Source organism: Lentibacter sp., assembly GCF_965657785.1.
Classification (GTDB): Bacteria; Pseudomonadota; Alphaproteobacteria; order Rhodobacterales; family Rhodobacteraceae; genus Lentibacter.
Genome location: NZ_CBFHPP010000009.1, coordinates 78650 through 99977 on the forward strand (window position 1 = coordinate 78650; position 21328 = coordinate 99977).

Below are 21328 nucleotides of genomic sequence, written 5' to 3' on the forward strand. Positions count from 1 at the left end.
CGTCATGCACCACCTCTTCCTCGGGATCGATCCCTTCGAGCTTGGCCAAGCCCCCTTCGCGCTCGCCACCTCCGACGCTCTGCGTCTCGAAGCGCGCGATCTTGAACTGAATTTGCACCCTTCCGCACGCATCTACCTCCTGCCCTGTATCGCAGGGCACGTCGGGGCCGACGCGGCCGCGGTTGCGCTCTCTGAAGCGCCCGACAAGTCCGAAGACCTCGTTTTGGTCGTGGATGTCGGCACAAACGCCGAAATCCTTTTGGGCAACAAATCCAAAGTCTTGGCCTGCTCCTCTCCGACAGGCCCTGCCTTTGAGGGGGCGCAGATCACTTCAGGCCAACGTGCCGCCCCTGGCGCCATCGAACGGGTCGAGATTGACCCGGTTACAAAAGAACCGCGCTTTCGGGTGATCGGCTCTGATCTTTGGTCTGATGAGGCTGGCTTTGAGGAGGCCGTTGCCTCAACAGGGATCACAGGCATCTGTGGCTCAGGTATCATCGAGGCCATCGCCGAGATGCGCATCGCAGGGATCGTGGACGCTTCGGGCCTCATCGGCTCAGCCGATCAAGTCGGGACGCCGAGGTGTATCACAGACGGGCGCACCCACAGCTATGTCATGTGGGACGGCTCTGCCAAAGGCGGCCCCACGATCACGGTTACAAACCCAGACATCCGTGCCATCCAGATGGCCAAGGCCGCGCTTTACTCGGGCGCGCGCCTCTTGATGGACAAATTTGACGTTGAGACTGTCGACCGTGTCGTTCTCGCAGGGGCCTTTGGCGCGCATATTTCCCCCAAGCACGCCATGGTCCTTGGCATGATCCCTGACTGCGCTATTGAAAAAGTCACATCCGCTGGCAACGCTGCCGGCACAGGTGCGCGTATTGCGCTTCTGAACAGCGAGGCGCGTGATGAAATCGAGGCCACCGTGCGCAAGATTATCAAGATCGAAACAGCTGTTGAGCCACGCTTTCAAGAGCATTTCGTCAATGCCTCGGCGATCCCGAACTCGGCAGAGCCCTTCCCCATCTTGGCAACCGTGGTCACCTTGCCCGATGTCAGCTTCAACACAGGTGGGGAAACAAGCGGCGATGGTGGCCGCAGACGCAGACGGCGCGGCTAAGCGCGTGTTTGCGCCTCGGTTCTGACTGGCTTAGGCTCGCCTTGTAACACGTAAACAGGCGGGCCTTTATGTCACAGCGCAGTCTTTTGATCGTCCTTGTCCTCTTGGCCGCAATGATCTGCCTCACAGCTCTGCGCATTGGCGCGCCTGATCTCTTCGGCGTCGATACGGTCTCTGCCGATTATATGATCTTTCATCAAGTCGGCGAGCTGGCCAACCTTGGCCGCATAAGTGACGCCTATGACGCAGCCGCCTTCAAAGCCTATCAAGCCAGCCGCACAGACAGCGCAGCCTTCATGACATGGACCTACCCCCCGCATTTCAACCTTGCGCTCCAAGGTCTTGCCCTCTTCGGCGTGGGCTGGGGATACTTGCTCTTTACAGGCACAAGCTTTGCACTCTTTGTCTGGGCCATGATGCGCCTGCCTAGCGAGGCCACAACTTGGGCGCTCACGCTCACACTTCCCGCCTTGGTGATCAACCTTCTAACAGGCCAGAACGGTTTCCTCACTGCGGGGCTGATGGCCCTCTTCGCGGGCCTCGCGCTCAAAAAAGAGCGCAGCAAGGCAGGCCTCGTTCTTGGCCTGCTCACGTATAAGCCCCACCTCGGCCTTGGCCTTGGCCTTGCCGCTCTTCTGCGCGGTGGATGGCCTATGTTGGTTTCGGCGCTCCTGACGCTGGGGGCCTTACTGCTCCTCGCGACCGCCCTCTATGGCGCGGATGTATGGAGCGCGTTTCAAAGCAGCCTCTCCACGTCAAGCGCCTTGCTGGAAGCTGGCGAATACAAACGCGCCCGTATGGTCACGCCTTTTGCGCTCCTGTCCTCTTTCGGAGTTGACGCTTCACTTGCCCTGCTCGTTCATAGCAGCTGGACGTTTTCAAGCTTACTTATCCTCACTTGGGCCGCACTCAAGGGCTGGCAGCTTGCGCATATCATTGCGCTTGCCCTTCTCTCGGGCACAAGCTTAAGCCCCTATGCCTATGACTATGACCTCTGCATATTGGCCCCCGCCCTTGCGCTCGCCTATCCCGCCCTCACATCAGAGCTTTCTGCCCCGCTCCGCACAGCCCTCGCCCTATCTGTTGTCCTCGCAACAGGCTACGGCCTAATCACAGCGCTTTTTGCAGGCCCTTTGGGAGATGCGGGCTTTGGTCTACCCGCCCTTGCGGGCCTCGGCCTCATCCTGACGTGCGCGCTTACCTTTCTGGCCCTCTGGCGCCATGAGCGCGCACGCATAGCCCTTGACCCCTTCCCAGAGGAAAGCTAATCAGAAATCCAAGCGGGTATGATGTAATGGTAGCCTGTCAGCTTCCCAAGCTGAACGCGCGGGTTCGATTCCCGCTACCCGCTCCAAAGACCTTCTCCATCATCTGGCAATCACAATATCAGCCCGCAAACCGCCCAGATCGGTGCTTTCTCCCAGCCGCAGTATGCCGCCATGCGCCCGCGCCACATCCATCGCGATAGACAGCCCAAGCCCGACGCCAGACCCTTGGTTCTGGTTGCGTGCCGCATCAAGGCGGGCAAAGGGCTTGAGCGCCTCCTCGCGGTCTTGCGGCGCAATACCTGGCCCGTCATCTTCAACCCTGATACGCAAAGCCCGGTCTGTAAGCGCCACAGAAACAACGGCCCGATTGCCATAGCGCACAGCATTTCCCACGAGGTTCTCCACTGCGCGCCGCACACCAATACGGCGCAAGGAGACTTGCCCACTGCCCTCGCCCTCCAGCGCCCCAAGGCTCACATCTTGCCCCGTCCTCTCACAATCCTGCACGATGCCGCGCACGAGCTCAAACGGGTCACAAAGCTCTGCCTCGCCTTCAGAGGCCCCTTTGGCAAAAGACAAAAACACATCCAGCAAGCGCTGCATCTCGATAACGTCCCGCTCCAGAGGTTCGCGGTCCTCCTCTTCCAAAAGCGAAAGTCCAAGCTTCATCCGCGTCAGGGGCGTGCGCAAATCATGGCTCACGCCCGAAAGCATAAGTGTGCGCTGCTCGATCTGGCGCTCGATCCTGTTGCGCATATCCAGAAAGGCATGACCCGCCGCGCGCACCTCTATCGCGCCAGAGGGGCGATACTCAATCGTTTGTCCGCGCCCGAAAGCCGACGCCACCTGCGCCAAGCGCTTGATCGGGCGCAGCTGGTTGCGAAGATAAATATAAGCAATCAAAATCATCAACAGGCCAAATCCAATCAGATACACCAACAGTTGATGCGGATTTGAAGCCGAAACGCGCGGCCTGTCAAAACGGAGTACGACGGGCCCGCGTGAGGTCAAGACTTCCAGTCGCAGCGCGCGCCCGTCAGGCATATCAACCGCCTGCGCCCCTTCAATTTCGGCAAAAAGCTCCCGCCGGACCGTCAAACCAGCAACATCAAACCACCGCCGGCGCTCTTGATCCAGCGTGCCTTCAACGAGCTCAATCAAAAGCGGAGCAGCGAGCGCACTCGCGCCTGTCGTTTCGTATTGGCTCAACACGAGTCGCAGCTCGACAGCCATAGAGCGGGTCATCTGGGTTGAAACATCTTCAAAGTGCCGCTGAATAAAGATAATAGAAACAATAAGCTGCAACGTCACAATCGGCACAATCAGAATAAGCGCAGCCCGCCCGTAAAGCGAGCGCGGCATATAATGTTTGAGCCATCCAAAAAACATACCTAAACCTAGCGGCGCACACGCAAAGAAGGAAGAGCCATGGATGATCTGACACGCTTTAATCCACCCACAGGCCAAGCAGAGCAGCTCGAGCCCAATCTGCGCCGTGTGCTGGCCAATAACCCCTCGCCAATGACCTATCGGGGAACCAATACCTACCTTCTCGGTAAAGGCGATATCGCCGTAATCGATCCTGGCCCCGACAAGCAAGATCATCTCAAGGCGATTCTCGGCGCCCTTGAGGCCGGTGAAACAATCACCCACATTTTCGTCACCCATTCTCATATCGACCACTCCCCATTGGCCGCTGGCCTCGCACAGGCCACGGGCGCGCCGATTCTTGCCTTTGGTGACAGCTTCGCCGGCAAGAGCCAGATCATGCAGGAGCTGGCGCAAAACGGCCTCGCAGGCGGCGGCGAAGGCGTAGATCATAACTTTGCCCCTGACATCTTGCTCAAGGATGGCGAGACAGTTTCAGGCCAAAGCTGGGCGCTTACCGCCCACCACACCCCAGGCCACTTTGGCAATCACCTTGCCTTTGCTTGGGGCGACGCACTCTTTTGCGGCGATCTGGTTATGGGCTGGGCCAGCTCCCTCGTCAGCCCACCCGACGGCGACCTGAGCGACTTCATGGCCAGCTGTTCCCGCCTCGCCGCACACAGCTGGCGGGTGTTTCATGCAGGCCATGGCGCCCCAGTCACAAACCCCGCGGAGCGCCTCGCATGGCTCATTGCCCATAGACAAAGTCGCGAAGCACAAATCCTCGCGGCCCTCCAAGACGGCCCGCGCACCGCAAGAAGCCTCACATCTGAAATCTATGCAGACACTTCCGCAGCCCTCCTGCCCGCTGCCGAGCGCAATGTCTTCGCGCATCTTGTTGATTTGCAGCAAAAATCACGGATCACAGCCACACCAAGCCTGAGCACAAGAGCTAAATTTACCCTTACCTGACGCGCTGGAATTTTTTGCGCATAAAGCGACAAAATCCGCTGGACGCCCCCCAAGGGTGTTGTTATATCCCCCGAATATTCCGGCGTAGCTCAGCGGTAGAGCAGTTGACTGTTAATCAATTGGTCGTAGGTTCGATCCCTACCGCCGGAGCCAATTAACCAAGTGTTAGTTGATATAAAGAGGCGATCCTTCGGGGTCGCCTTTTTCACATCCACTCTTCTTTCCAGCCACAAATGAAGTCGTGCAACAGTCGACAGCATCCGCCTCCGTTTGTCTGAAATAAGCAGCGAGCCAATGCTTCAGCAGCTTACGCCAGCTTACGCTAGTGCCTGATTGCGGGAGGGGTTACTGGTTCAACCCGTGTTGCAGAGGTGTGCCTCGAATATGGCGTGCCTCAAAGAAGCAGCGACTCGGTTTTGAGTTCAGGGGTCCAAATCCAATCATTCGTTCGCTGTTCGGACCTCTAAAGCGCGGCTGGCAACCTTATGGATTACACGACACCTTCAAATGTCCACACAACATTTACTAGAATAATTTTTCTAGAAAATTTCCTCTAGTATGCTAGGGTTTCTCGAATCATGTCCATAAATAGGTTCAACAACAGGGAGCCCTCCAATGAAACTAAGAGCTTTACTGGCCGGTTTGGCCACAACGGCGATCATCGCGATCAATCCTGCCTTGGCGCAGGAAAAGACCTTGCGCATGGCAACCGCAGCGCCTGAAGACACAATCTGGCAGCAGCATTTCGACCGCTTTGCCGCTGACGTCGCCGAAGAAACTGAAGGCCGTGTTAAAATTGATGTGTTTTACAATTCCCAGCTTGGCAATGAGCAGACCGTTATCTCTCAAGTGGTTCGTGGCCGCATCGATATGTCTGCCAATGGTGTCGGGCCAATGGCAGATCAGCTGACAGATGCCTATCTGATCTCGCTTCTGTTCTTTTATGACGATCTGGCCGTCCGCTCCTGTGTTTTGGATGCGATGAAAGATGACTATCGTGATATGATATTGCCCACAGGCATCCGCTTTCTGGACTGGGCCGAGGTCGGCACCGCTCAATTGGCAGCAAAGGAACAAGTGACTTCGCCCGAGCAGATACGTGGTAAGCGCATGGGTGTAACCGCAACAAAGATTTCGAACCTTTATTGGGAAATGCAAGGCGCGATCCCAGTAAACACGCCCGTCACAGACGTTGCTGCCAATCTCAGCACCGGGCTGATTGACATCTACCCCTCGATTCCGATTTTCTATGTTTTTGCCGGTATCAACAAGCTTGCGCCTGTCTGGAACGAGATCAACTATCTGCTCTCGCCCGGAGCCATTGTGATCAGTGATCGCGTCTGGCAGGAACTCGCCGAGGAAGATCGGGCTGGCATCGAGCGCGCCCTTGCCCGTCACCCCGCGGCAGACCGCAGTGCAGAGTTTTTTGCCGTTGAAAAGGCCGTTGTTGGTATGCACCTCGAAGCTGGCGGCACGGTACATACATCCACCGACGCAGAACAGGCCGCATGGCGTTCGATCGTGCCCGAATATTACGAGCAAGTCATGGAGCTTGTCTCACCTGAGGGTCGGATCTTCTTTGGCAAGATGCAGGACGCCAAGGCAACCTGCGAAGCCAGTTAATTTAAATGCCGTAAATCGCTCGCACAGTCCGCTTGACGTAAGTGGGCCGTGCACTCTCCCCCTTCAACAGGATCGGAACCATAGTCATGACGGACGGATCAGTGCAGCTCTCCCCTCCGCCTTGGGCGCGCCGTGCGCTTGAGTGGTGGCATAAGCTGGAAGTGAATATCGCAGTTACCGCGTTTTCCCTGATTGCGGTCATTCTGATCTACGATGTTTTGGAGCGCGAATTCATCGCGCCTTTGATCCGCGCGTTTGGTTTTGATGCGTCTTGGCTGACGCTCTACGGCTCTCAGAAGATTGCCACTTATTTGCTGATCATTGGTGCATTTACCGGTATCGGGGTTGCCGCGTGGACAGGAGCGCAGTTGGTTCCCAAGGTTGCATTTAACGCGGTCCCTGAGGCTTGGAATGTCCAGATGAACCGCTTGGCCGATGTCCTCACGGCGCTATTTTTGGTCGGGGCGGCCTATTATGGCTGGGTCTTTGTGCAAGGCTCATATGATCTGGGGCTAAAGAGCTCAGGCGCCCTGTCGGTCCAGATCTGGCCCGTGCAGGCCGCCGTGCCGCTTGGCTTTGCCTCAGCTGCGCTGCGCTATCTGGCGTTTGCCGTCTGGCCCTCTGTGCGCCCTGGCGAAAAAGACGGGAGTGCCCTCGAATGAGCACGCTGATCCTTATTGCACTCGTTGCCGCATTTCTACTGCTGCGCCAGCCGCTTCTCGTCATTCTTTTGGCCGCGATTGCTTATGCCCAACTGATCTGGGGGCGTGGTCAACCCGACTGGATCATGGAGGATATGTTTGTCTCGCTCGACAAAGAGTTAATCCTCGCAATCCCGATGTTCATGCTCTGTGGTGGGGTGATGACCAAAGGATCAACCGCACGCCGCTTGATTGAAGTTGCGCGCGCACTTACGGGCCACTTGCCAGGAGGACTTGGCGTGGCCTGCATCCTGAGTTCCGCGATTTTCGCGGCGATTTCTGGCTCCTCCATTGTGACAATGATTGCAATCGGGTCTGTGCTTTACCCCGCAATGAAAGAAGCCGGCTACAGTCCGCGCTATGCCATTGGGGCTGTAATGAGCGGCGGCACGCTGGGCATCGTGATCCCGCCGTCTATTCCGCTAATCCTCTATGGCCTCGTCACCGAAACCTCGATTGTCGATCTGTTCTTGGCGGGTATTGGCCCGGGTCTTCTGCTGGTGCTGTTTTTTGCTCTTTATTCGATCTTCGCAAACCGACACATGAAGACAACCCGCTTTTCATGGCTCGTTTTGGGCAAAGCCCTGCGCGAAGGAATTTGGGCTTTGATGATGCCAATCATTTTGTTAGGCGGAATCTATTCTGGATATTACTCACCCACAGAAGCCGCCGCTGTCGCATTGGTCTATGCGCTGATGATCGAATTGTTTGTGCACAAGGAACTGGTGATCCGTGACTACCGTGATGTGGTCTTAGACGCGGTAAAACTGGGCGGCGCTTTATTTCCGCTGATTGCGGTTGCCCTTAGCCTCAACCTTCTGTTGGTGGACAACCGCGTGCCCGATCAGATGGTCGATCTGATCCGCGGTTGGATCAGCAGCCCCGTCACTTTCATCATTGCTGTCAATGTGCTCTTGCTGGTTGTGGGCGCTTTCATGACAACCGCCGAGGCGATCCTCATCCTTGGGCCGATCCTTGCACCGATGGCTGTCGTCTATGGCTTTGACAAGGTGGTCTTTGGGATCATCATGATCATCAACCTTGAAATCGGCCTGCTGACGCCGCCTGTTGGTCTGAACCTGATTGTCGCGATGAGCGCCTTCAAGGAAAAGTTTGGCCGCCTCGTGCGCGCAGCGCTTCCCTTCATTGCATTGATGATCATTGTTTTGGCGTTGGTCTCTTGGCAGCCGCAAATCTCACTATATTTCGTAAACTAAAAGGGACGCAAACCCATGAGCCACCCAACCCTGTGCACCCCGCCCGAAGCCCCCGAGATCAACGCGCGGCGCGCCAAAATTCAAAGCGCAATGCAAAGTCAGGGGCTTGATGCACTGGTTCTCTTTGCGCCTGACAACATCTTCTATCTGACCAATTTCGCCAACATGGTGCATGAACGCCCCTTTGTTCTGGTGTTACCCGCCAAAGGAAATCCGGTCTTTGTTATGCCACGTCTGGAAGAGCCTCATGTGCGCATCCGCTCTGTCGGGGCATTGGAATTTGCGCCCTACTTTGAGTTTCCCGCTCCTGAAGGGGAAGGTTGGGATGCCAAGTTGCAAGATGTTCTGGGCGACGCCAAACGTATTGGCGTTGAATTCAATTGTCCGATGTTTGTGGCGGACGCGCTCGGCGGGCGTCATGAAGTGTGCGAGATCGTTGAAGACCTGCGCGCCATCAAGTCAGACTGGGAAATCGCCCGCCACCAATACGCTTGTGATATGATGATGCTTGGGTTGGAGACGCTGCTTCCGCTCTGCAAACCTGGCGTGCTGGCGATGACAGCCTATGGTGCCGCCTCGGCTGCCATGACGCAAAAGATGTATACCGATCTGCCGACCTCCAACATCTTTTCCACCAAGCTGCAAGCTGGCGCACAACCACGCGAAATCAGTCATGATCCACATAATTTCACCAATCTGTTCATCCCTTATTCTGCGGGCGGCCCACACGTGGCGTTGTCAGCGGGTATGACCAACGGCTACGGCGCGGAAGTGGAGCGCACCTTCTTTCTGGGTCATGTCCCCGAAGCTGCAAAGCGCCCTTTTGATGTGATGATGCAAGCCCGCGCACTGGCGTTTGAGTTAGCTGTTCCGGGAGCGATCATGAATGATGTGGATGCTGCGGTGAACACTCTGCTGCGTGAGGCAGGCTATGGCGAAAACTTGCTGCACCGCACAGGTCACGGCTTTGGCGTAACCGCACATGAAGCGCCCTTTTTGGCCGAGGGCGACATGCGCGAAATCCGTCCCGGGATGGTCTTTTCAATCGAGCCGGGGATTTACTTGCCAGAGTTGGGCGGCTTTCGCCATTCCTGCACGGTTCTGATCACAGAAGATGGCAATCGTAACATGACGCCTTGGCCTGATACGCTGGAAGAGCTTACGCTCCCGATCTAAGCCATACTTCATTCATCGAGGACCTCATGTCAAAACCGCAGCTGAAATCCATACCATCCGTCGCCCCTGCACCCAAACGCAAGCAAAGCAAGCGTGGGCTTGAGACCGAACGAAAGCTGATTGCAGCCGCAGATGAAGTGTTCTGGACGCATGGCTATGGCGGCGCGACCATCACCCAGATTATTGACGCATCCGGCCTTTCGGTCGGCTCGTTCTATCACCGCTTTGCCGATAAAGACGCACTGCTTGAGGCTGCAACGCGCAATGTTTCGAAAGAGTTTAGCGCAATGCTGCAAGATGTAGACTTCACCCGCGAGACCAATGGCGATCTGTTCACGCTCTTTTACCGTTTGGTGGTGAATGGTCGCAAGTTGGTGTCGCGCAATCGCGGCATCTACCGCGCTTTGATCGAAACAGTGCAATCTGACGTGACGCGCTTTGGCACGCTCACCAATATCACCCCACAGCTGATTGCGCGCATCCGCGTCGAGATTGGGGGATATTCCGATCAGATGACACGTCCGCAAGGGTCGGTGTCATCGGCGGTGCAATTGGCAACAATGACCGTCATGCAAACCGAACTGGGCCTTGGTCCGGCTTTCCCAAAAGACCCGGATGCCTTTGCGCAAACCATCGCACGGGCCTGTTGCGGTGTGCTTGGCTACCACGGGCCAAACCTGCCGCAGGTTGAAAGGGAGTAAGCCGTGCCGGTTTTCAGTCAAATGTCGATTGCCCTTAGACCCGGGGTGCGAGACGCAGCAATCAAAGCCTTCAGAGAGCGTCGCGTTCTGGAAGAATGCGCACAAAGTATCCCCGGCTTTATTTCGGCGCGATTGCTGCTGCCGCTTGATGCGCCAGATGCGATCTGTGTCATGGCCGAATGGCAGGGCGTTTCCGACTTTGAAGCGTGGACGCGCCACCCTTTGCGCGATGCGCAGGAAGCAGATTTGGTACATTTCTTGGCCGCGCCCCCCGTCACCACAGTTTTTCAACGTGCACTCGTATACGACCAGCCCCAAAAGCATCTATAGGAAAGGCAGATCAGATGGATCAAATCTGGCATCAAAACTATGGCGATATGTCCAAAGACATCGAATGGCAAAGTCTCGGGTCGATGGCAGATGTGATCGAAGCCGCTTTGTCAAAGTTTGCGGGCTTGCCAGCGGTGCATTGCTTGGGCACGACGCTCAACTACGGTGAAATCGACAGCCATAGCCGCGATCTGGCGGCATATCTGCAAAGCGCCTTGGGTCATGTCAAAGGCGACCGCGTGGCGATCATGTTGCCCAATATCATGGCCTTCAATGTGGCCAGTTTCGCGGTCATTCGTGGCGGTATGGTTCAGGTCAATGTGAACCCGCTCTATACCCCGCGCGAGCTTAAACATCAGTTGAATGATGCGGGTGTTGAGACAATCATCATTGCCGCCATGGCGAGCGCTACGCTTGGCGCCATCCTGAGCGAAACTTCGGTCAAAAACATCATCACCGTTCAGATCGCTGATCTGATCGACGCGCCTGTGCCCCCTGCCGAAATTGATGCAGGGCTTGAAAATACCACGACCCTCACCGATGCGCTGGCAACTGGGGCCAAATTGCCTTTCACGCGCCCTCATATCAATCAAGATGACTTGTTGTTCCTGCAATACACGGGCGGCACAACGGGTCTGTCAAAGGGGGCAATGCTCACACATGGCAATCTAGCGTCCAATATGGCAGTCTATGATGCCTTGGCCGGCGCCATCACTGAAGAGGGCCGCGAAATCATCATCACGCCTGTGCCGATGTATCATATTCTCGCGCTCATGGTCTCTGTCCTAAGCTACACGCGCTATGGCGCATTGAATGTCCTCATTCCAAACCCACGCGATATGGATATGTTTGTCGGGACGACGAAAAAATTCAAATTCACTGCGATGGTTGGGGTCAACACGCTCTACAATGGCCTATTACACACGCCTGCATTTGCAGAAGTGGACTGTTCAGGCCTTAAGGTCGCTTGGGCAGGCGGCGCAACAGTTATGGAAGCGGTGTCAAACGCATGGAAAGAGCGCACGGGCGTGCACATCAAAGAAGGCTACGGCCTGTCAGAGACCTCTCCCGTCGTGTCGATGAACCTGCCTGCCGATGATCGCTTCAACAGCACCATTGGCGTCGTGGTCCCGTCGACGATTGTGAGCATTCGTGACGACGCAGGCGCCGAACTGGCGCAAGGCGAAGCAGGCGAAATTTGTATCAAAGGTCCGCAAGTCATGCAGGGCTACTGGAATCGGCCTGATGCAACTGCCGAGGTGATGACAGATGACGGGTTTTTCAAATCTGGCGATATCGGAATGTTCACCGATAGTGGCCTGCTGAAGATTGTGGACCGCAAGAAAGATATGATTTTGGTGTCTGGCTTCAACGTGTTTCCCAACGAAATCGAAGCCGTTGTTTCTGCCATGCCTGGCGTGATGGAAGCGGCCTGCGTGGGTGTGCCTGATGAGCGCAGTGGAGAGGCAGTGAAGCTCTTCGTGGTGCCGTCGGATGCTCTGCTCAATACAGAAGACGTCATCACCCATTGTCGGAACGAACTTGCGGCCTACAAGGTGCCGCGCGAGGTCGTATTCTTGGACGAACTACCAAAATCCACGGTTGGCAAAGTGCTGCGCCGCGCATTGCGGGATCAATGACGTGACAAAAAGCGCGCCAGCCAGTTTGGACTCTTTGGCACATGACTATGTGTGCCTCGCACTTCACTTGCACAACCACGATCCGATCCCGTTCATCTACACTGGCGATCCAGCATTGCGGGCTGAAATCCAGTCCGCCAAACGCCCTTTGCCAGCCTTGGAGACCGAGTGCCAAGTGCTCAGTAAAAATTTACAGGAACACGATGTGGCTTCGGGAGAGTGGAAGCGGCGCGCCTTGCTTGCGGACCGCGTTGATGCATTGATCATGCGCGCGGGCATCCTGCAGGGACGCTTTCCCAGCAGCTACGATGAAGAGGTTGAAACGCTCTATTCGGTGCGCGTGCCAACTTATAGCGAGGATCACTTTTGTGCGCTCGCCGCCGATCTGAACGAGGTTATTCCCGGAACTGGGGCTTTGCCTGATCGTATGGCCGCCTTCCGCGAAGCCTTCCGTGTGCCACAAGACCGCGTGGAAGCCGTTTTGCGCCCAACGCTGGAGGAAGCGCGCCGCCGCACCCACACTCACCTCTCCCTGCCCCAAGATGAAGCCATCACCCTCAAGATGAACAATATCGGCGATTTTGGAGCCTACGCCGAGTATCTTGGCCGCGGCAAAACGAATGTGCATTTTTCAACAAGCCTGCCGTTCTATGTCGATCGCGCGGTCGAGCTTTGCGCGCATGAGGCCTACCCCGGTCATCATGTTCAGGCCACACTCATGGAAGCCGAACTGATCAACAAACGTGGCTGGGCCGAATGGACGATGCTGCCCCTTTTTGGCGGGCATACGGTTGTGGCAGAGGGCGCGGCAAACTACGGAGTATCGCTCAGCTTTAGCAAGCAGGACCGTATCGCCTATGACCGTGACGTGGTCTTGCCCATCGCAGGATTGTCCCACTTGTCTGGCCAACTGGACGCATTCCATCGTTACGTTGATCTGGTCGAACAACTGAACTTCGCGCGCAACGAGGCGGGCCGCCGTTATCTCTTTGGTGATTGGGATCGCGACCGAACTCTCGCGTGGCTCATGGAGTTTGGCCTTGAGACACGCGAAATCGCAGAGCAGCGCATGACACTCATTGAAGCCATGCGCGGGTATTCGATCACCTATAACTACGGGCTGGATTGGGTGCGTGATCAAATCGAACATGGTCAAACGCAAGGCACACAAGAAAAATGGTCCGGACTGCAAAAATTATTTGAAGACCCGATTATTCCAATCCGTGCCCGTTGGGCGCTGGATGAGGGCGCTTGAAGTCAGCCAGACACCGGTGTTTGAGGGAGATTAACTATACCGGGGTCTGCCCACAGCATATAAAGCAGTCAGACTCTCGCGGCGTAGCCCTAGCGGACCTCACGCTGTGCAGCTCTGAAACACCTGGTCAGGGACCTGCCGTCAGTCTCGGAGGCGTGCATGGCTCACACATCTCCGACAAATCCAATCTTGGCGGTTATTCGTCCAATGGCGGGCGCAACCACGCCATAATCACAGCGAAATTCGGCACAATCCCAAGTCAAAATGCCTAGCGTGACGCGATCTGCAACACACGGCGCGACAGGCCAGACAGAACTTCTGGCCCGTCAGGTCCAAGATGCACAATATCTTCAAGCCTGATCCCGAAGGCATCGGTCAGATAGATCCCCGGTTCAATTGAAAACACGTTGCCAGCCGTCAGGGGCTGGTCGTTGCTGGCCGTCATATATGGCGGCTCGTGCACATCAACGCCCAATCCATGCCCCGTCCGATGTGGAAACGCAGCACCATAGCCCGCGGCCTCAATCACACCTCGCGCGGCCCCATCAATTGCGCTGCCCGCAGTGCCCGGCTTGGCCACACGTAAGGCGGCCTGCACCGCCTCTTCAACCACGCCTGCAATCTGTGTGAACTTAGGGTCAGGTGTCTCCCCATACCACGCGCAGCGCGTCATATCGGATGGGTATCCGTTCAAACGGCATCCCGCGTCAATCAGCACGGCCATCTCGGGCTGTAAGACATCTGGGCCTGTATGATGATGCGGAAAGGCGCTGTTTGGCCCAAAACCCACAATACAAAATGCAGGTTCTGCCCCGTGGCTGCGATAGTGGTCGACAATTATGGTTTTGACATCATTTTCAGACATTCCGCTGCGCAGCGACGCAAAGGCCAGCTCAAACGCCGTGTCATTCAGACGGGCACACTCACGCAGCAGCTTGTGTTCTTCGGCATCCTTTTCAGCCCGCAATCCGCCAACGGTATCTTGGGTAAACCGGCGGATCGGAGCCTCAAACTGATCAAGTAACAAAAACGCAAAATCAGCGCGCATCATCTCGTCAAGAACGACGTTTAAGCCAGCACGATTGACATCAAGTTTGCTAAGTAACTTGGTCAGCGCCCCCTGCGGACCCTCCGTATCGCTCCACTCATAAAACGGGACGCTGCCACATTGCGCGCGGGCGGCCTCAGCGTTCAGCTTTGGCATCAATACACCCACCTGCTCTGCCGTCACCAAGGCCATCACAGGGCGTTCGTCGCCATGCGGGTTAAGCCCCAATAACCACTGCATATGGCTACTCGGACCAAGGGCCACCAGATCGGTCCTTGTGTCGCTCATGCGCTGGCGCAACCGTGCCAATCTGTTATCTGTGATGTCAGTCATATAGCCTCCAGATACGTCATTTGCCCGAGCCATCTTGGCCCGGCAGCCAGTTTTTCACAGGATCTTGCAGCACCACCAACGTGCCCGTCCACATCATGCGAGCTGGGGTCTGGCCGAGTGTTTTCCACGCGTGCGGGGTCATGCCGTTGTAATGTAAACTATCGCCTTCGCGCAGGACAAAGGCCTCTCCATCCAGTGTTTTCTCAATAGAACCGCTAAGGATGTAGATGAACTCCTCCCCCTCGTGCTGGAAGGTCTCGGACACAAAACCGGGAGGGCAGTTCATGATGTAGGACGAGAGCTCATGGCCGGGAAATTCAGAACTGAGCGTCTCATAGGTGACGCCAGAATTCGAAATTGAAAACGTCGGCCTTTGCCGCGCATAAGACACCGCATCAACGGGTTTTGGGCGGGCCACGAAATCATCAAGCCCCAAATCCAAAGCGTGTGAAATTTGCGCAAGCGTGCCAAGTGACGGTGTCGCATTGCCCCGTTCGACCTGCGAGAGATAGCCTATGGACACACCCGCCTTATCGCATAACTCCTTGAGCGTCAGTTTGCGCTGCTGGCGGCATTTGCGGATCAACTGGCCCAGCTTAGTCGGTTCTATGGTCGTCCCTTGGGCCATTACCTACCCCGACAACTGCGCGAGACGTGGCATAAGCTTGAGTAACTTTTTGGTATAGTCTTGCTGTGGGTTGGTGAAGAGCGTTTCGGTGTCTTGTACCTCTACCAATTTGCCCTGTTTCATTACACCAACTCGGTCACACATTTGGCGCACCACTGGTAAATCGTGGCTGATAAACAGCATGGTCAGACCCAGATGTTCTTGCAGGTCCTTCAGGATGTTGAGAATTTGCGCCTGAATCGACACATCCAACGCGCTTGTCGGTTCATCACAGATTAGGAATCGCGGCTGCGTCGCCAAGGCCCGTGCGATAGATATCCGTTGGCGTTGCCCGCCAGAGAACTCATGCGGATATTTCGCGGCCGCCGCGCGTGTCAGACCGACGCGATCAAGCAATTCTTGCACCCGTCCACTGATCTGATCAGGAGGCAAGATTTTGTGATGCAGCAGCGGTTCGGCGACAATACTCTCGACCTTCATGCGTGGATTGAGGCTTGAGAACGGGTCTTGGAAGATCATCTGGATTTGGCGGCGATACCCTGCAATCTCTGCGGGTGACATTGCTGTCACATCATCGCCATCAAACCGGATGTGGCCACCGTCCACATCCAGCAGCGTGCCGATCATCCGTGCAACAGTAGATTTGCCAGAACCGCTTTCACCGACAAGACCAAATACCTCACCGTCTTTGATGTCGAACGATACCTCGTCCACTGCCGTGAAATATGTCCGCCATGACGGAAGAATCGCCGATTTTTCGAGAAATTTCTTCGTAATCCCCTCAACTTCAAGCAACTTGCCTGACTTCGATGGTTCCGATTTGGTCCAGTTTCGCGCGAGATCCTCGATCTTGAACGTCGTCTCGCGGCCACCATAGCTGACTTGCGGAAAGCGATGCAGTTTGATCTGCGGACGCGGCACAGCCGAGATCAGCGATTTGGTATAGTCATGCTGTGGAGCGCTGAGAACCTGATCGGTTGTTCCATTTTCCACGACCTGCCCGTTATACATCACCGTGACTTGCTCGGTTGTGTCCGCGATCACGCCCATATCATGGGTCACAAGGATCACGCCCACTTGGGTCTCGCGGGCAAGTTCCTTGATCAGATCAAGCACTTGGGCTTGGATCGACACATCCAGCGCAGTCGTGGGTTCGTCAGCAATAATGATCGACGGCTCTGAACAGAGGGCCAATGCAATCACCACACGTTGACGCATCCCGCCAGAAAACTGGTGAGGGTATTGGTCAAACCGGGTCTTTGGGTCAGGGATCGACACGCGATCAAGCAAGGCCAAGGCACGCTCTCGGGCTTCTTTTGCAGAGACATTCAGGTGCAGCTGGATTGTCTCAACAAGTTGCTCGCCAATGGTAAACAGCGGGTTGAGCGAGGTCAGCGGATCTTGAAAGATCATCCCGATCTCACGGCCCCGAATGGCGCGCTGTTCTTCGACACTCAGGTTGTCGATGCGACGGCCTTTGAGCCAAATTTCACCGGACGCGATACGCGCAGGATCATCAAGCAGACCAATCACGGCATTGCCCGTCATAGACTTGCCCGCCCCACTTTCGCCCACAACACCACGGATTTCACCCGGATGAATGTCATAGCTGACATCGCGCACAGGCGTGAACAGGCCATGGCGGGTCGGAATTTCGACAGTGAGGTTACGGATTGAAAGGACGGGTTCGCTCATTTTAGCCTCGGGTTCAGTGCATCACGGAGCCAGTCGCCCAGCATATTCACGCTCAATGCGAGCGCAAGCAGCGTGCAGGCCGGAAAGAACAGGATCCACCATTCGCCTGAGAACAGGAAGCCTTGGCCGACGCGGATCAATGTGCCCAATGACGGTTGAGTGGCAGGTGCCCCGACGCCCAGAAAGCTCAGCGTGGCCTCGGCAATGATCGCAAGCGCCAGTGAGATCGTAGCGATCACCAACACAGGCGACAGAATATTCGGCAGGATATGCCGCAGCATAATGGCATAAGGCCGCCGCCCGATCAGCCGCGCAGCTGATACGTAGTCTTTGCTTTTCTCAACCAGCGTTGCCCCGCGCACGACGCGGGCAAACTGCACCCAATCAGACAAGCCAATCGCAAGGATCAAAACCCAGATGGCCATTTGGTCACGGTGCTCGACAGGTGTCACCCCCTTGGCAACCCCAAAGATCAGCATCGCCACGAGGATCGACGGGAACGTCAACTGCACGTCAGCGGCCCGCATAATGAAGCTATCAGCCCAGCCCCCAAAATACCCCGCGATCAAGCCCAAGAAGATACCAAGCACCACGGCAAACAAGACCGCCGCAAAGCCGACGAACAACGAAATCCGCATCCCGTAAAGGATGGTTGAAAAGACATCGCGGCCTTGGTCGTCCGTGCCCAACAAGAAGGTGTCACCAGTGAAGGCATTCGGGGCCATCGGCGCAGTAAAGCCGTTCATCAAGTTCAAGGACGCAGGATCAAACGGGTTTGTCGGCGCGATTAACGGCGCAAAGATCGCCGATAGAATCAACAGGGCGGCAACTACAGAAGACACCATAGCAACAGGAGAGCGTTTAAAGGCGTAAAACAAGTCACTGTCCAGCGCGCGGCGCAAACGGGAGGGAACGACTTCGGTTGTCAACTTCGAATGATCAGTCATTTCGCGGCCACCCTGAGTCGAGGATCAATAAAGGCATATAAGATATCCACCAGCAGGTTGATGACGACAAACATCACCGAAATCATCATCAGATACGCGGCCATGACCGGAATATCGACAAACTGAATTGCGTTGATGAACAACAAGCCCAAACCGGGCCACTGAAACACGGTTTCGGTAATGATCGCAAAGGCAATAATCGCACCAAGCTGAAGCCCGATCACCGTCACCACAGGCACCATTGTATTTTTAAGCGCATGACGAAAGTTGATGACCCGTTCGCTTAGGCCACGGGCGCGGGCAAATCGGATGTAATCTTGGCGCAGCACCTCCAGCATCTCAGAGCGCACCAGTCGCATGATCAGCGTCATCTGATACAAACCCAGCGTAATCGACGGCAAGATCAAGGCTTTCAAACCCGATTCCGTCAAGAACCCTGTGCTCCACCAGCCGACTTGCACCACATCACCGCGGCCAAAGCTCGGCAACCACCCCAGTTCGACCGAGAACAGGTAGATCAGCAAAATACCAATCAGAAATGTTGGCAGCGACACCCCGATCAGTGACGCGGACATGATAAAGTTGGCGAGAAAGCCATCTCGGCGGATCGCGGTTAACACGCCCAGTGCAATTCCCACGACAATGGCAAAAACAGCAGATAGAGCAGCCAGCTCCAGCGTGGCGGGGGCGCGTTCCATAATAATTTCAGACACCTCACGGCCCTGCCGGTAGCTGACCCCGAAATTGCCTTTCACGGCCTCCCCCAAGAACTTCACATATTGCACGGGGATCGGTTGATCGAGCCCAAGCTGCGCGCGCAAGCGCTCAACGTCTTCCATCGTGCGCTCTTGACCCAGCATATTGTCAACGGGATCGCCTACAAAGGTGAACATCGAAAACGCAATGGCCCCTGTGATGACCAACACCAAAAAGGATTGAGAAATGCGTTTGAGAATGAACGGCAACATCGCAAAGGCCTTGCTTTGCCAGAACGACCTGAAGGGGCCACTGGACACGTTGTAAAAAGAATGAGAGCCGACACAGGGCCGCCTGCCCCACATATTTGGCCAAAAAGGCGCGCCCACATCAAGCAGGCGCGCCGTCATGCGGTATTACTTCATCGTGAAGTATTTAACGCGTGGCTGATCTTCGGGGTCAACCTCTACACCAACGTTTTCAGCCATACCCCAGTTTAGCACCTGATGGTGGATTGGGATATAAAGCTGCTCGTCCTGAACCACACGCCAGATGCTTGCGATATCCGCGTTCCGGGAAGCCAGATCGGTGTTCGATGCAAGCGATTTGATCTTGGCGTCCAGCTCATCGTTGTCAAATCCGGTTCCGTTCCATGTCCCGATGTCGCTTTCACGACCGTGCACGAGGAAGTTGAACACATATTCAGAGTCGTAAGTCGGAACACCCCAACCGAGCATATAGAAATCCGTCGCACCATCAGTGATTTTCGGGAAGTGCTGCGCCTTCGGGATTGCATCAAGATTCACAGTGACACCAATCTGCCCCAACATCCCGACAGCAGCCTGACAGATCGCTTCATCGTTGATGTAACGGTCATTAGGGCAATCCAGACGGATCGAGAAGCCGTCTCCATACCCGGCCTCAGCCATCAGCGCTCTCGCGCCTTCAACGTCAGTGACACTTTCGCCATCCATCTCAGCGGTCCAGCCATTGACGAATGGTGGGGCAATCATGCCTGCTGGTTCGGACTGACCACGCATAACAACCTGTTGGATCGCATCGCGGTTGATCGCCATGGACATCGCCTTGCGCACGCGGACGTCTGCCAACGGGTTTGCGCCCTCCACGTTATCAGCTTCTAGGTCATCGGCCCCTTGGTTCATACCAAAAAAGATGACGCGATTCTGTGGGGCTTGCTTGACAACCAGACCTTCGGCGTTGTCGACACGGGCCAAATCCTGAACCGGCATATCCTGCAAAAAGTCTACTTCGCCAGACAGCAATGCAGCCACACGGGTCGCAGCATTCTGGATCGGCGTGTATACGATTTCGCTCACTTCCATCGGGAAGTCGTTACGACCCCAGTAGTTTTCGTTGCGAGCCATAACGGTTTTCACGTCTGGCTCACGGCTCACAAGCGTATACGCCCCTGTTCCGTTGACGTTTGTCGTGGCAAAGGTGATCTCTCCGCCCTCAAAGTCTTGCACGTTGACGGTGTTGTTCGCTTCCGTCCAACCTTTGTCCATCATGAACAGGTTTGTCAGGTTGGAGGGCAGGATCGGGTTCGGACCGCTTGTTTCGATCTCAACCACATAATCGCTGACAGCGCGCACCTCAGTGATAGAGCCGATCAGCTCTTTCATGTCAGAATTTGGCTGCTTTGCACGTTCAAAGCTGAAGACTACGTCTTCGGCCGTAAAGTCAGCGCCATCGTGGAATTTCACCCCTTGGCGCAGGTTGAACACCCATACATTCGGGTTATCAGCGCTCGGGGCCCAGTCGGTGGCCAGCGTCGGAACAAAGTTTCCGGCTGTGTCACGAATGATCAGCGGCTCATACATCTGATGACGCATGGTGTGGCTGGGGCCTTCGTTTTGGGAATGCGGATCAAGGGTCAGCGCATCACCGGCACGGGCCCAGCGAAGCGTTTCAGCATTGACCACAGCGGACGACGACATGAGTGCCGCAACCGTTAGAATAGCTGTTGTTCTTTTCATAGTAACCTCTCCCTTGGTGTTAGCTTTATGCAGGCAGTGTTGTTGTTTTCGGAGCCGGCTGCAAACCCGACAAAATGGCACGTGTTGTTCATGTTGAACAAATGTATGGTAAGTCTCTGCTTTACTTGATCATTTCAGGCACCGCTGGACCAAACGCACCAAGCATGAGCAGAGGGTAGAAAGAAAATTAAGGATATACAATAATTATTTTTGTGGCGCGAGGAGCGAGCAAACACCTCATATTTCACCACAAAGAGCCTGTCAGAGCTTTGCCAATCAGGCAAGGTTGATCCGCGCAGAAGCAAATCTTTCCAAGGCATCAGGCTGCCCCTCGCCGGCGGATCATGACCCGCACGGTTAAGTCCCTAATTAACAGCGGGTACCCCGTATCTATTTATGTATGTGCGGCCCGCCCTAGCAGAATGACTTTGCATACCAGACAATAACGCGCCAACGATAGAGCGCGCCTCACGCCTGACCTTGCAGATCGCTATATTGGTGCAAATCAAAGGACTGATGGCATATCCCCGCGCGAGCAGAAACACCCCCAAAGCAGGCAACCAATTGATACTAATCATTAATTTTATGATGAATGGTGCCCCCACACGGC

18 protein-coding genes and 2 tRNA genes are annotated in these 21328 nt (G+C 55.6%); 13 read left to right on the top strand and 7 right to left on the bottom strand.

Features of this window, described 5'->3' with window-relative positions; translation table 11 throughout:
• The 3 genes from ACTF58_RS07505 to ACTF58_RS07515 form a co-directional block, all read left to right on the top strand.
• Positions 1–1123, top strand: a 1123-nt coding sequence (locus tag ACTF58_RS07505) for an ASKHA domain-containing protein (protein ID WP_438991353.1), incomplete at its 5' end; no start/stop codon positions are given.
• A 68-nt stretch (positions 1124–1191) separates the two neighbouring features.
• Positions 1192–2391 (top strand): glycosyltransferase family 87 protein, encoded by a 1200-nt coding sequence (locus tag ACTF58_RS07510; protein WP_438991354.1) that lies wholly within the window; start codon positions 1192–1194, stop codon positions 2389–2391.
• A 12-nt stretch (positions 2392–2403) separates the two neighbouring features.
• Positions 2404–2477: transfer RNA gene (locus tag ACTF58_RS07515), tRNA-Gly, on the top strand.
• Between the two features lie 13 nt (positions 2478–2490).
• Here the strand turns inward: ACTF58_RS07515 and ACTF58_RS07520 are convergent.
• Positions 2491–3780, bottom strand: coding sequence for an ATP-binding protein (locus ACTF58_RS07520; protein WP_438991355.1), 1290 nt, complete (start codon positions 3778–3780; stop codon positions 2491–2493).
• Between the two features lie 39 nt (positions 3781–3819).
• On the opposite strand from ACTF58_RS07520, the gene ACTF58_RS07525 reads away from it, so the two are divergent.
• The 10 genes from ACTF58_RS07525 to ACTF58_RS07570 all read left to right on the top strand — a co-directional run bounded on the left by ACTF58_RS07525 (position 3820) and on the right by ACTF58_RS07570 (position 13374).
• Positions 3820–4731: an MBL fold metallo-hydrolase gene (locus ACTF58_RS07525; RefSeq protein ID WP_438991356.1), complete on the top strand. Its 912-nt coding sequence runs from the start codon at positions 3820–3822 to the stop codon at positions 4729–4731.
• Positions 4732–4809: 78 nt separating this feature from the next.
• A tRNA-Asn gene (locus ACTF58_RS07530) sits at positions 4810–4884 on the top strand.
• 462 nt (positions 4885–5346) lie between these two features.
• Positions 5347–6354 carry a TRAP transporter substrate-binding protein gene (locus ACTF58_RS07535; protein ID WP_438991357.1) on the top strand — a complete coding sequence of 336 codons (1008 nt, stop codon included), beginning with the start codon at positions 5347–5349 and terminating at the stop codon, positions 6352–6354.
• Positions 6355–6440: 86 nt separating this feature from the next.
• Entirely contained in the window at positions 6441–7016 is a 576-nt protein-coding gene (locus ACTF58_RS07540) for a TRAP transporter small permease (protein WP_438991358.1), read from the top strand.
• On the top strand, positions 7013–8272 hold the full coding sequence (locus ACTF58_RS07545) for a TRAP transporter large permease (protein WP_438991359.1): 1260 nt from the start codon (positions 7013–7015) through the stop codon (positions 8270–8272). The genes ACTF58_RS07540 and ACTF58_RS07545 overlap by 4 nt, the downstream gene beginning before the upstream one ends.
• A 15-nt stretch (positions 8273–8287) precedes the next feature.
• Positions 8288–9448, top strand: a complete 1161-nt coding sequence (locus tag ACTF58_RS07550; RefSeq protein ID WP_438991360.1) for a M24 family metallopeptidase — start codon at positions 8288–8290, stop codon at positions 9446–9448.
• Positions 9449–9474: 26 nt separating this feature from the next.
• Positions 9475–10149, top strand: a complete 675-nt coding sequence (locus ACTF58_RS07555; protein WP_438991361.1) for a TetR/AcrR family transcriptional regulator — start codon at positions 9475–9477, stop codon at positions 10147–10149.
• A 3-nt stretch (positions 10150–10152) separates the two neighbouring features.
• Entirely contained in the window at positions 10153–10479 is a 327-nt protein-coding gene (locus ACTF58_RS07560; RefSeq protein ID WP_438991362.1) for an antibiotic biosynthesis monooxygenase family protein, read from the top strand.
• A gap of 14 nt (positions 10480–10493) precedes the next feature.
• A complete protein-coding gene (locus ACTF58_RS07565; RefSeq protein ID WP_438991363.1) occupies positions 10494–12119 on the top strand; it encodes an AMP-binding protein in 1626 nt (541 codons plus the stop codon).
• A gap of 25 nt (positions 12120–12144) precedes the next feature.
• Positions 12145–13374 (top strand): hypothetical protein, encoded by a 1230-nt coding sequence (locus ACTF58_RS07570; protein WP_438991364.1) that lies wholly within the window; start codon positions 12145–12147, stop codon positions 13372–13374.
• A 268-nt stretch (positions 13375–13642) separates the two neighbouring features.
• On the opposite strand, the gene ACTF58_RS07575 is transcribed toward ACTF58_RS07570, so the two are convergent.
• From ACTF58_RS07575 to ACTF58_RS07600, 6 genes are all read right to left on the bottom strand, one after another.
• Positions 13643–14755, bottom strand: coding sequence for a M24 family metallopeptidase (locus ACTF58_RS07575; protein WP_438991365.1), 1113 nt, complete (start codon positions 14753–14755; stop codon positions 13643–13645).
• A gap of 16 nt (positions 14756–14771) precedes the next feature.
• Positions 14772–15383, bottom strand: a complete 612-nt coding sequence (locus ACTF58_RS07580; RefSeq protein ID WP_438991366.1) for a helix-turn-helix domain-containing protein — start codon at positions 15381–15383, stop codon at positions 14772–14774.
• 3 nt (positions 15384–15386) lie between these two features.
• Positions 15387–17078: an ABC transporter ATP-binding protein gene (locus ACTF58_RS07585; protein WP_438991367.1), complete on the bottom strand. Its 1692-nt coding sequence runs from the start codon at positions 17076–17078 to the stop codon at positions 15387–15389.
• Entirely contained in the window at positions 17075–18025 is a 951-nt protein-coding gene (locus ACTF58_RS07590; protein ID WP_438991368.1) for an ABC transporter permease, read from the bottom strand. The genes ACTF58_RS07585 and ACTF58_RS07590 overlap by 4 nt, the downstream gene beginning before the upstream one ends.
• Positions 18022–18993, bottom strand: a complete 972-nt coding sequence (locus ACTF58_RS07595) for an ABC transporter permease (protein WP_438991370.1) — start codon at positions 18991–18993, stop codon at positions 18022–18024. The genes ACTF58_RS07590 and ACTF58_RS07595 overlap by 4 nt, the downstream gene beginning before the upstream one ends.
• Before the next feature lie 144 nt (positions 18994–19137).
• The gene (locus tag ACTF58_RS07600) at positions 19138–20718 is read right to left on the bottom strand and encodes an ABC transporter substrate-binding protein (protein ID WP_438991369.1); all 1581 of its coding nucleotides are present in this window, start codon (positions 20716–20718) and stop codon (positions 19138–19140) included.
• Between the last annotated feature and the right edge of the window lie 610 nt (positions 20719–21328).

Bases quoted from the DNA above. Each gene is read 5' to 3' on its own strand.
- ACTF58_RS07510 (WP_438991354.1), top strand. From the start codon at position 1,192: ATGTCACAGCGCAGTCTTTTGATCGTCCTTGTCCTCTTGGCCGCAATG.
- ACTF58_RS07520 (WP_438991355.1), bottom strand. From the start codon at position 3,780: ATGTTTTTTGGATGGCTCAAACATTATATGCCGCGCTCGCTTTACGGG.
- ACTF58_RS07525 (WP_438991356.1), top strand. From the start codon at position 3,820: ATGGATGATCTGACACGCTTTAATCCACCCACAGGCCAAGCAGAGCAG.
- ACTF58_RS07535 (WP_438991357.1), top strand. From the start codon at position 5,347: ATGAAACTAAGAGCTTTACTGGCCGGTTTGGCCACAACGGCGATCATC.
- ACTF58_RS07540 (WP_438991358.1), top strand. From the start codon at position 6,441: ATGACGGACGGATCAGTGCAGCTCTCCCCTCCGCCTTGGGCGCGCCGT.
- ACTF58_RS07545 (WP_438991359.1), top strand. From the start codon at position 7,013: ATGAGCACGCTGATCCTTATTGCACTCGTTGCCGCATTTCTACTGCTG.
- ACTF58_RS07550 (WP_438991360.1), top strand. From the start codon at position 8,288: ATGAGCCACCCAACCCTGTGCACCCCGCCCGAAGCCCCCGAGATCAAC.
- ACTF58_RS07555 (WP_438991361.1), top strand. From the start codon at position 9,475: ATGTCAAAACCGCAGCTGAAATCCATACCATCCGTCGCCCCTGCACCC.
- ACTF58_RS07565 (WP_438991363.1), top strand. From the start codon at position 10,494: ATGGATCAAATCTGGCATCAAAACTATGGCGATATGTCCAAAGACATC.
- ACTF58_RS07575 (WP_438991365.1), bottom strand. From the start codon at position 14,755: ATGACTGACATCACAGATAACAGATTGGCACGGTTGCGCCAGCGCATG.
- ACTF58_RS07580 (WP_438991366.1), bottom strand. From the start codon at position 15,383: ATGGCCCAAGGGACGACCATAGAACCGACTAAGCTGGGCCAGTTGATC.
- ACTF58_RS07585 (WP_438991367.1), bottom strand. From the start codon at position 17,078: ATGAGCGAACCCGTCCTTTCAATCCGTAACCTCACTGTCGAAATTCCG.
- ACTF58_RS07590 (WP_438991368.1), bottom strand. From the start codon at position 18,025: ATGACTGATCATTCGAAGTTGACAACCGAAGTCGTTCCCTCCCGTTTG.
- ACTF58_RS07595 (WP_438991370.1), bottom strand. From the start codon at position 18,993: ATGTTGCCGTTCATTCTCAAACGCATTTCTCAATCCTTTTTGGTGTTG.
- ACTF58_RS07600 (WP_438991369.1), bottom strand. From the start codon at position 20,718: ATGAAAAGAACAACAGCTATTCTAACGGTTGCGGCACTCATGTCGTCG.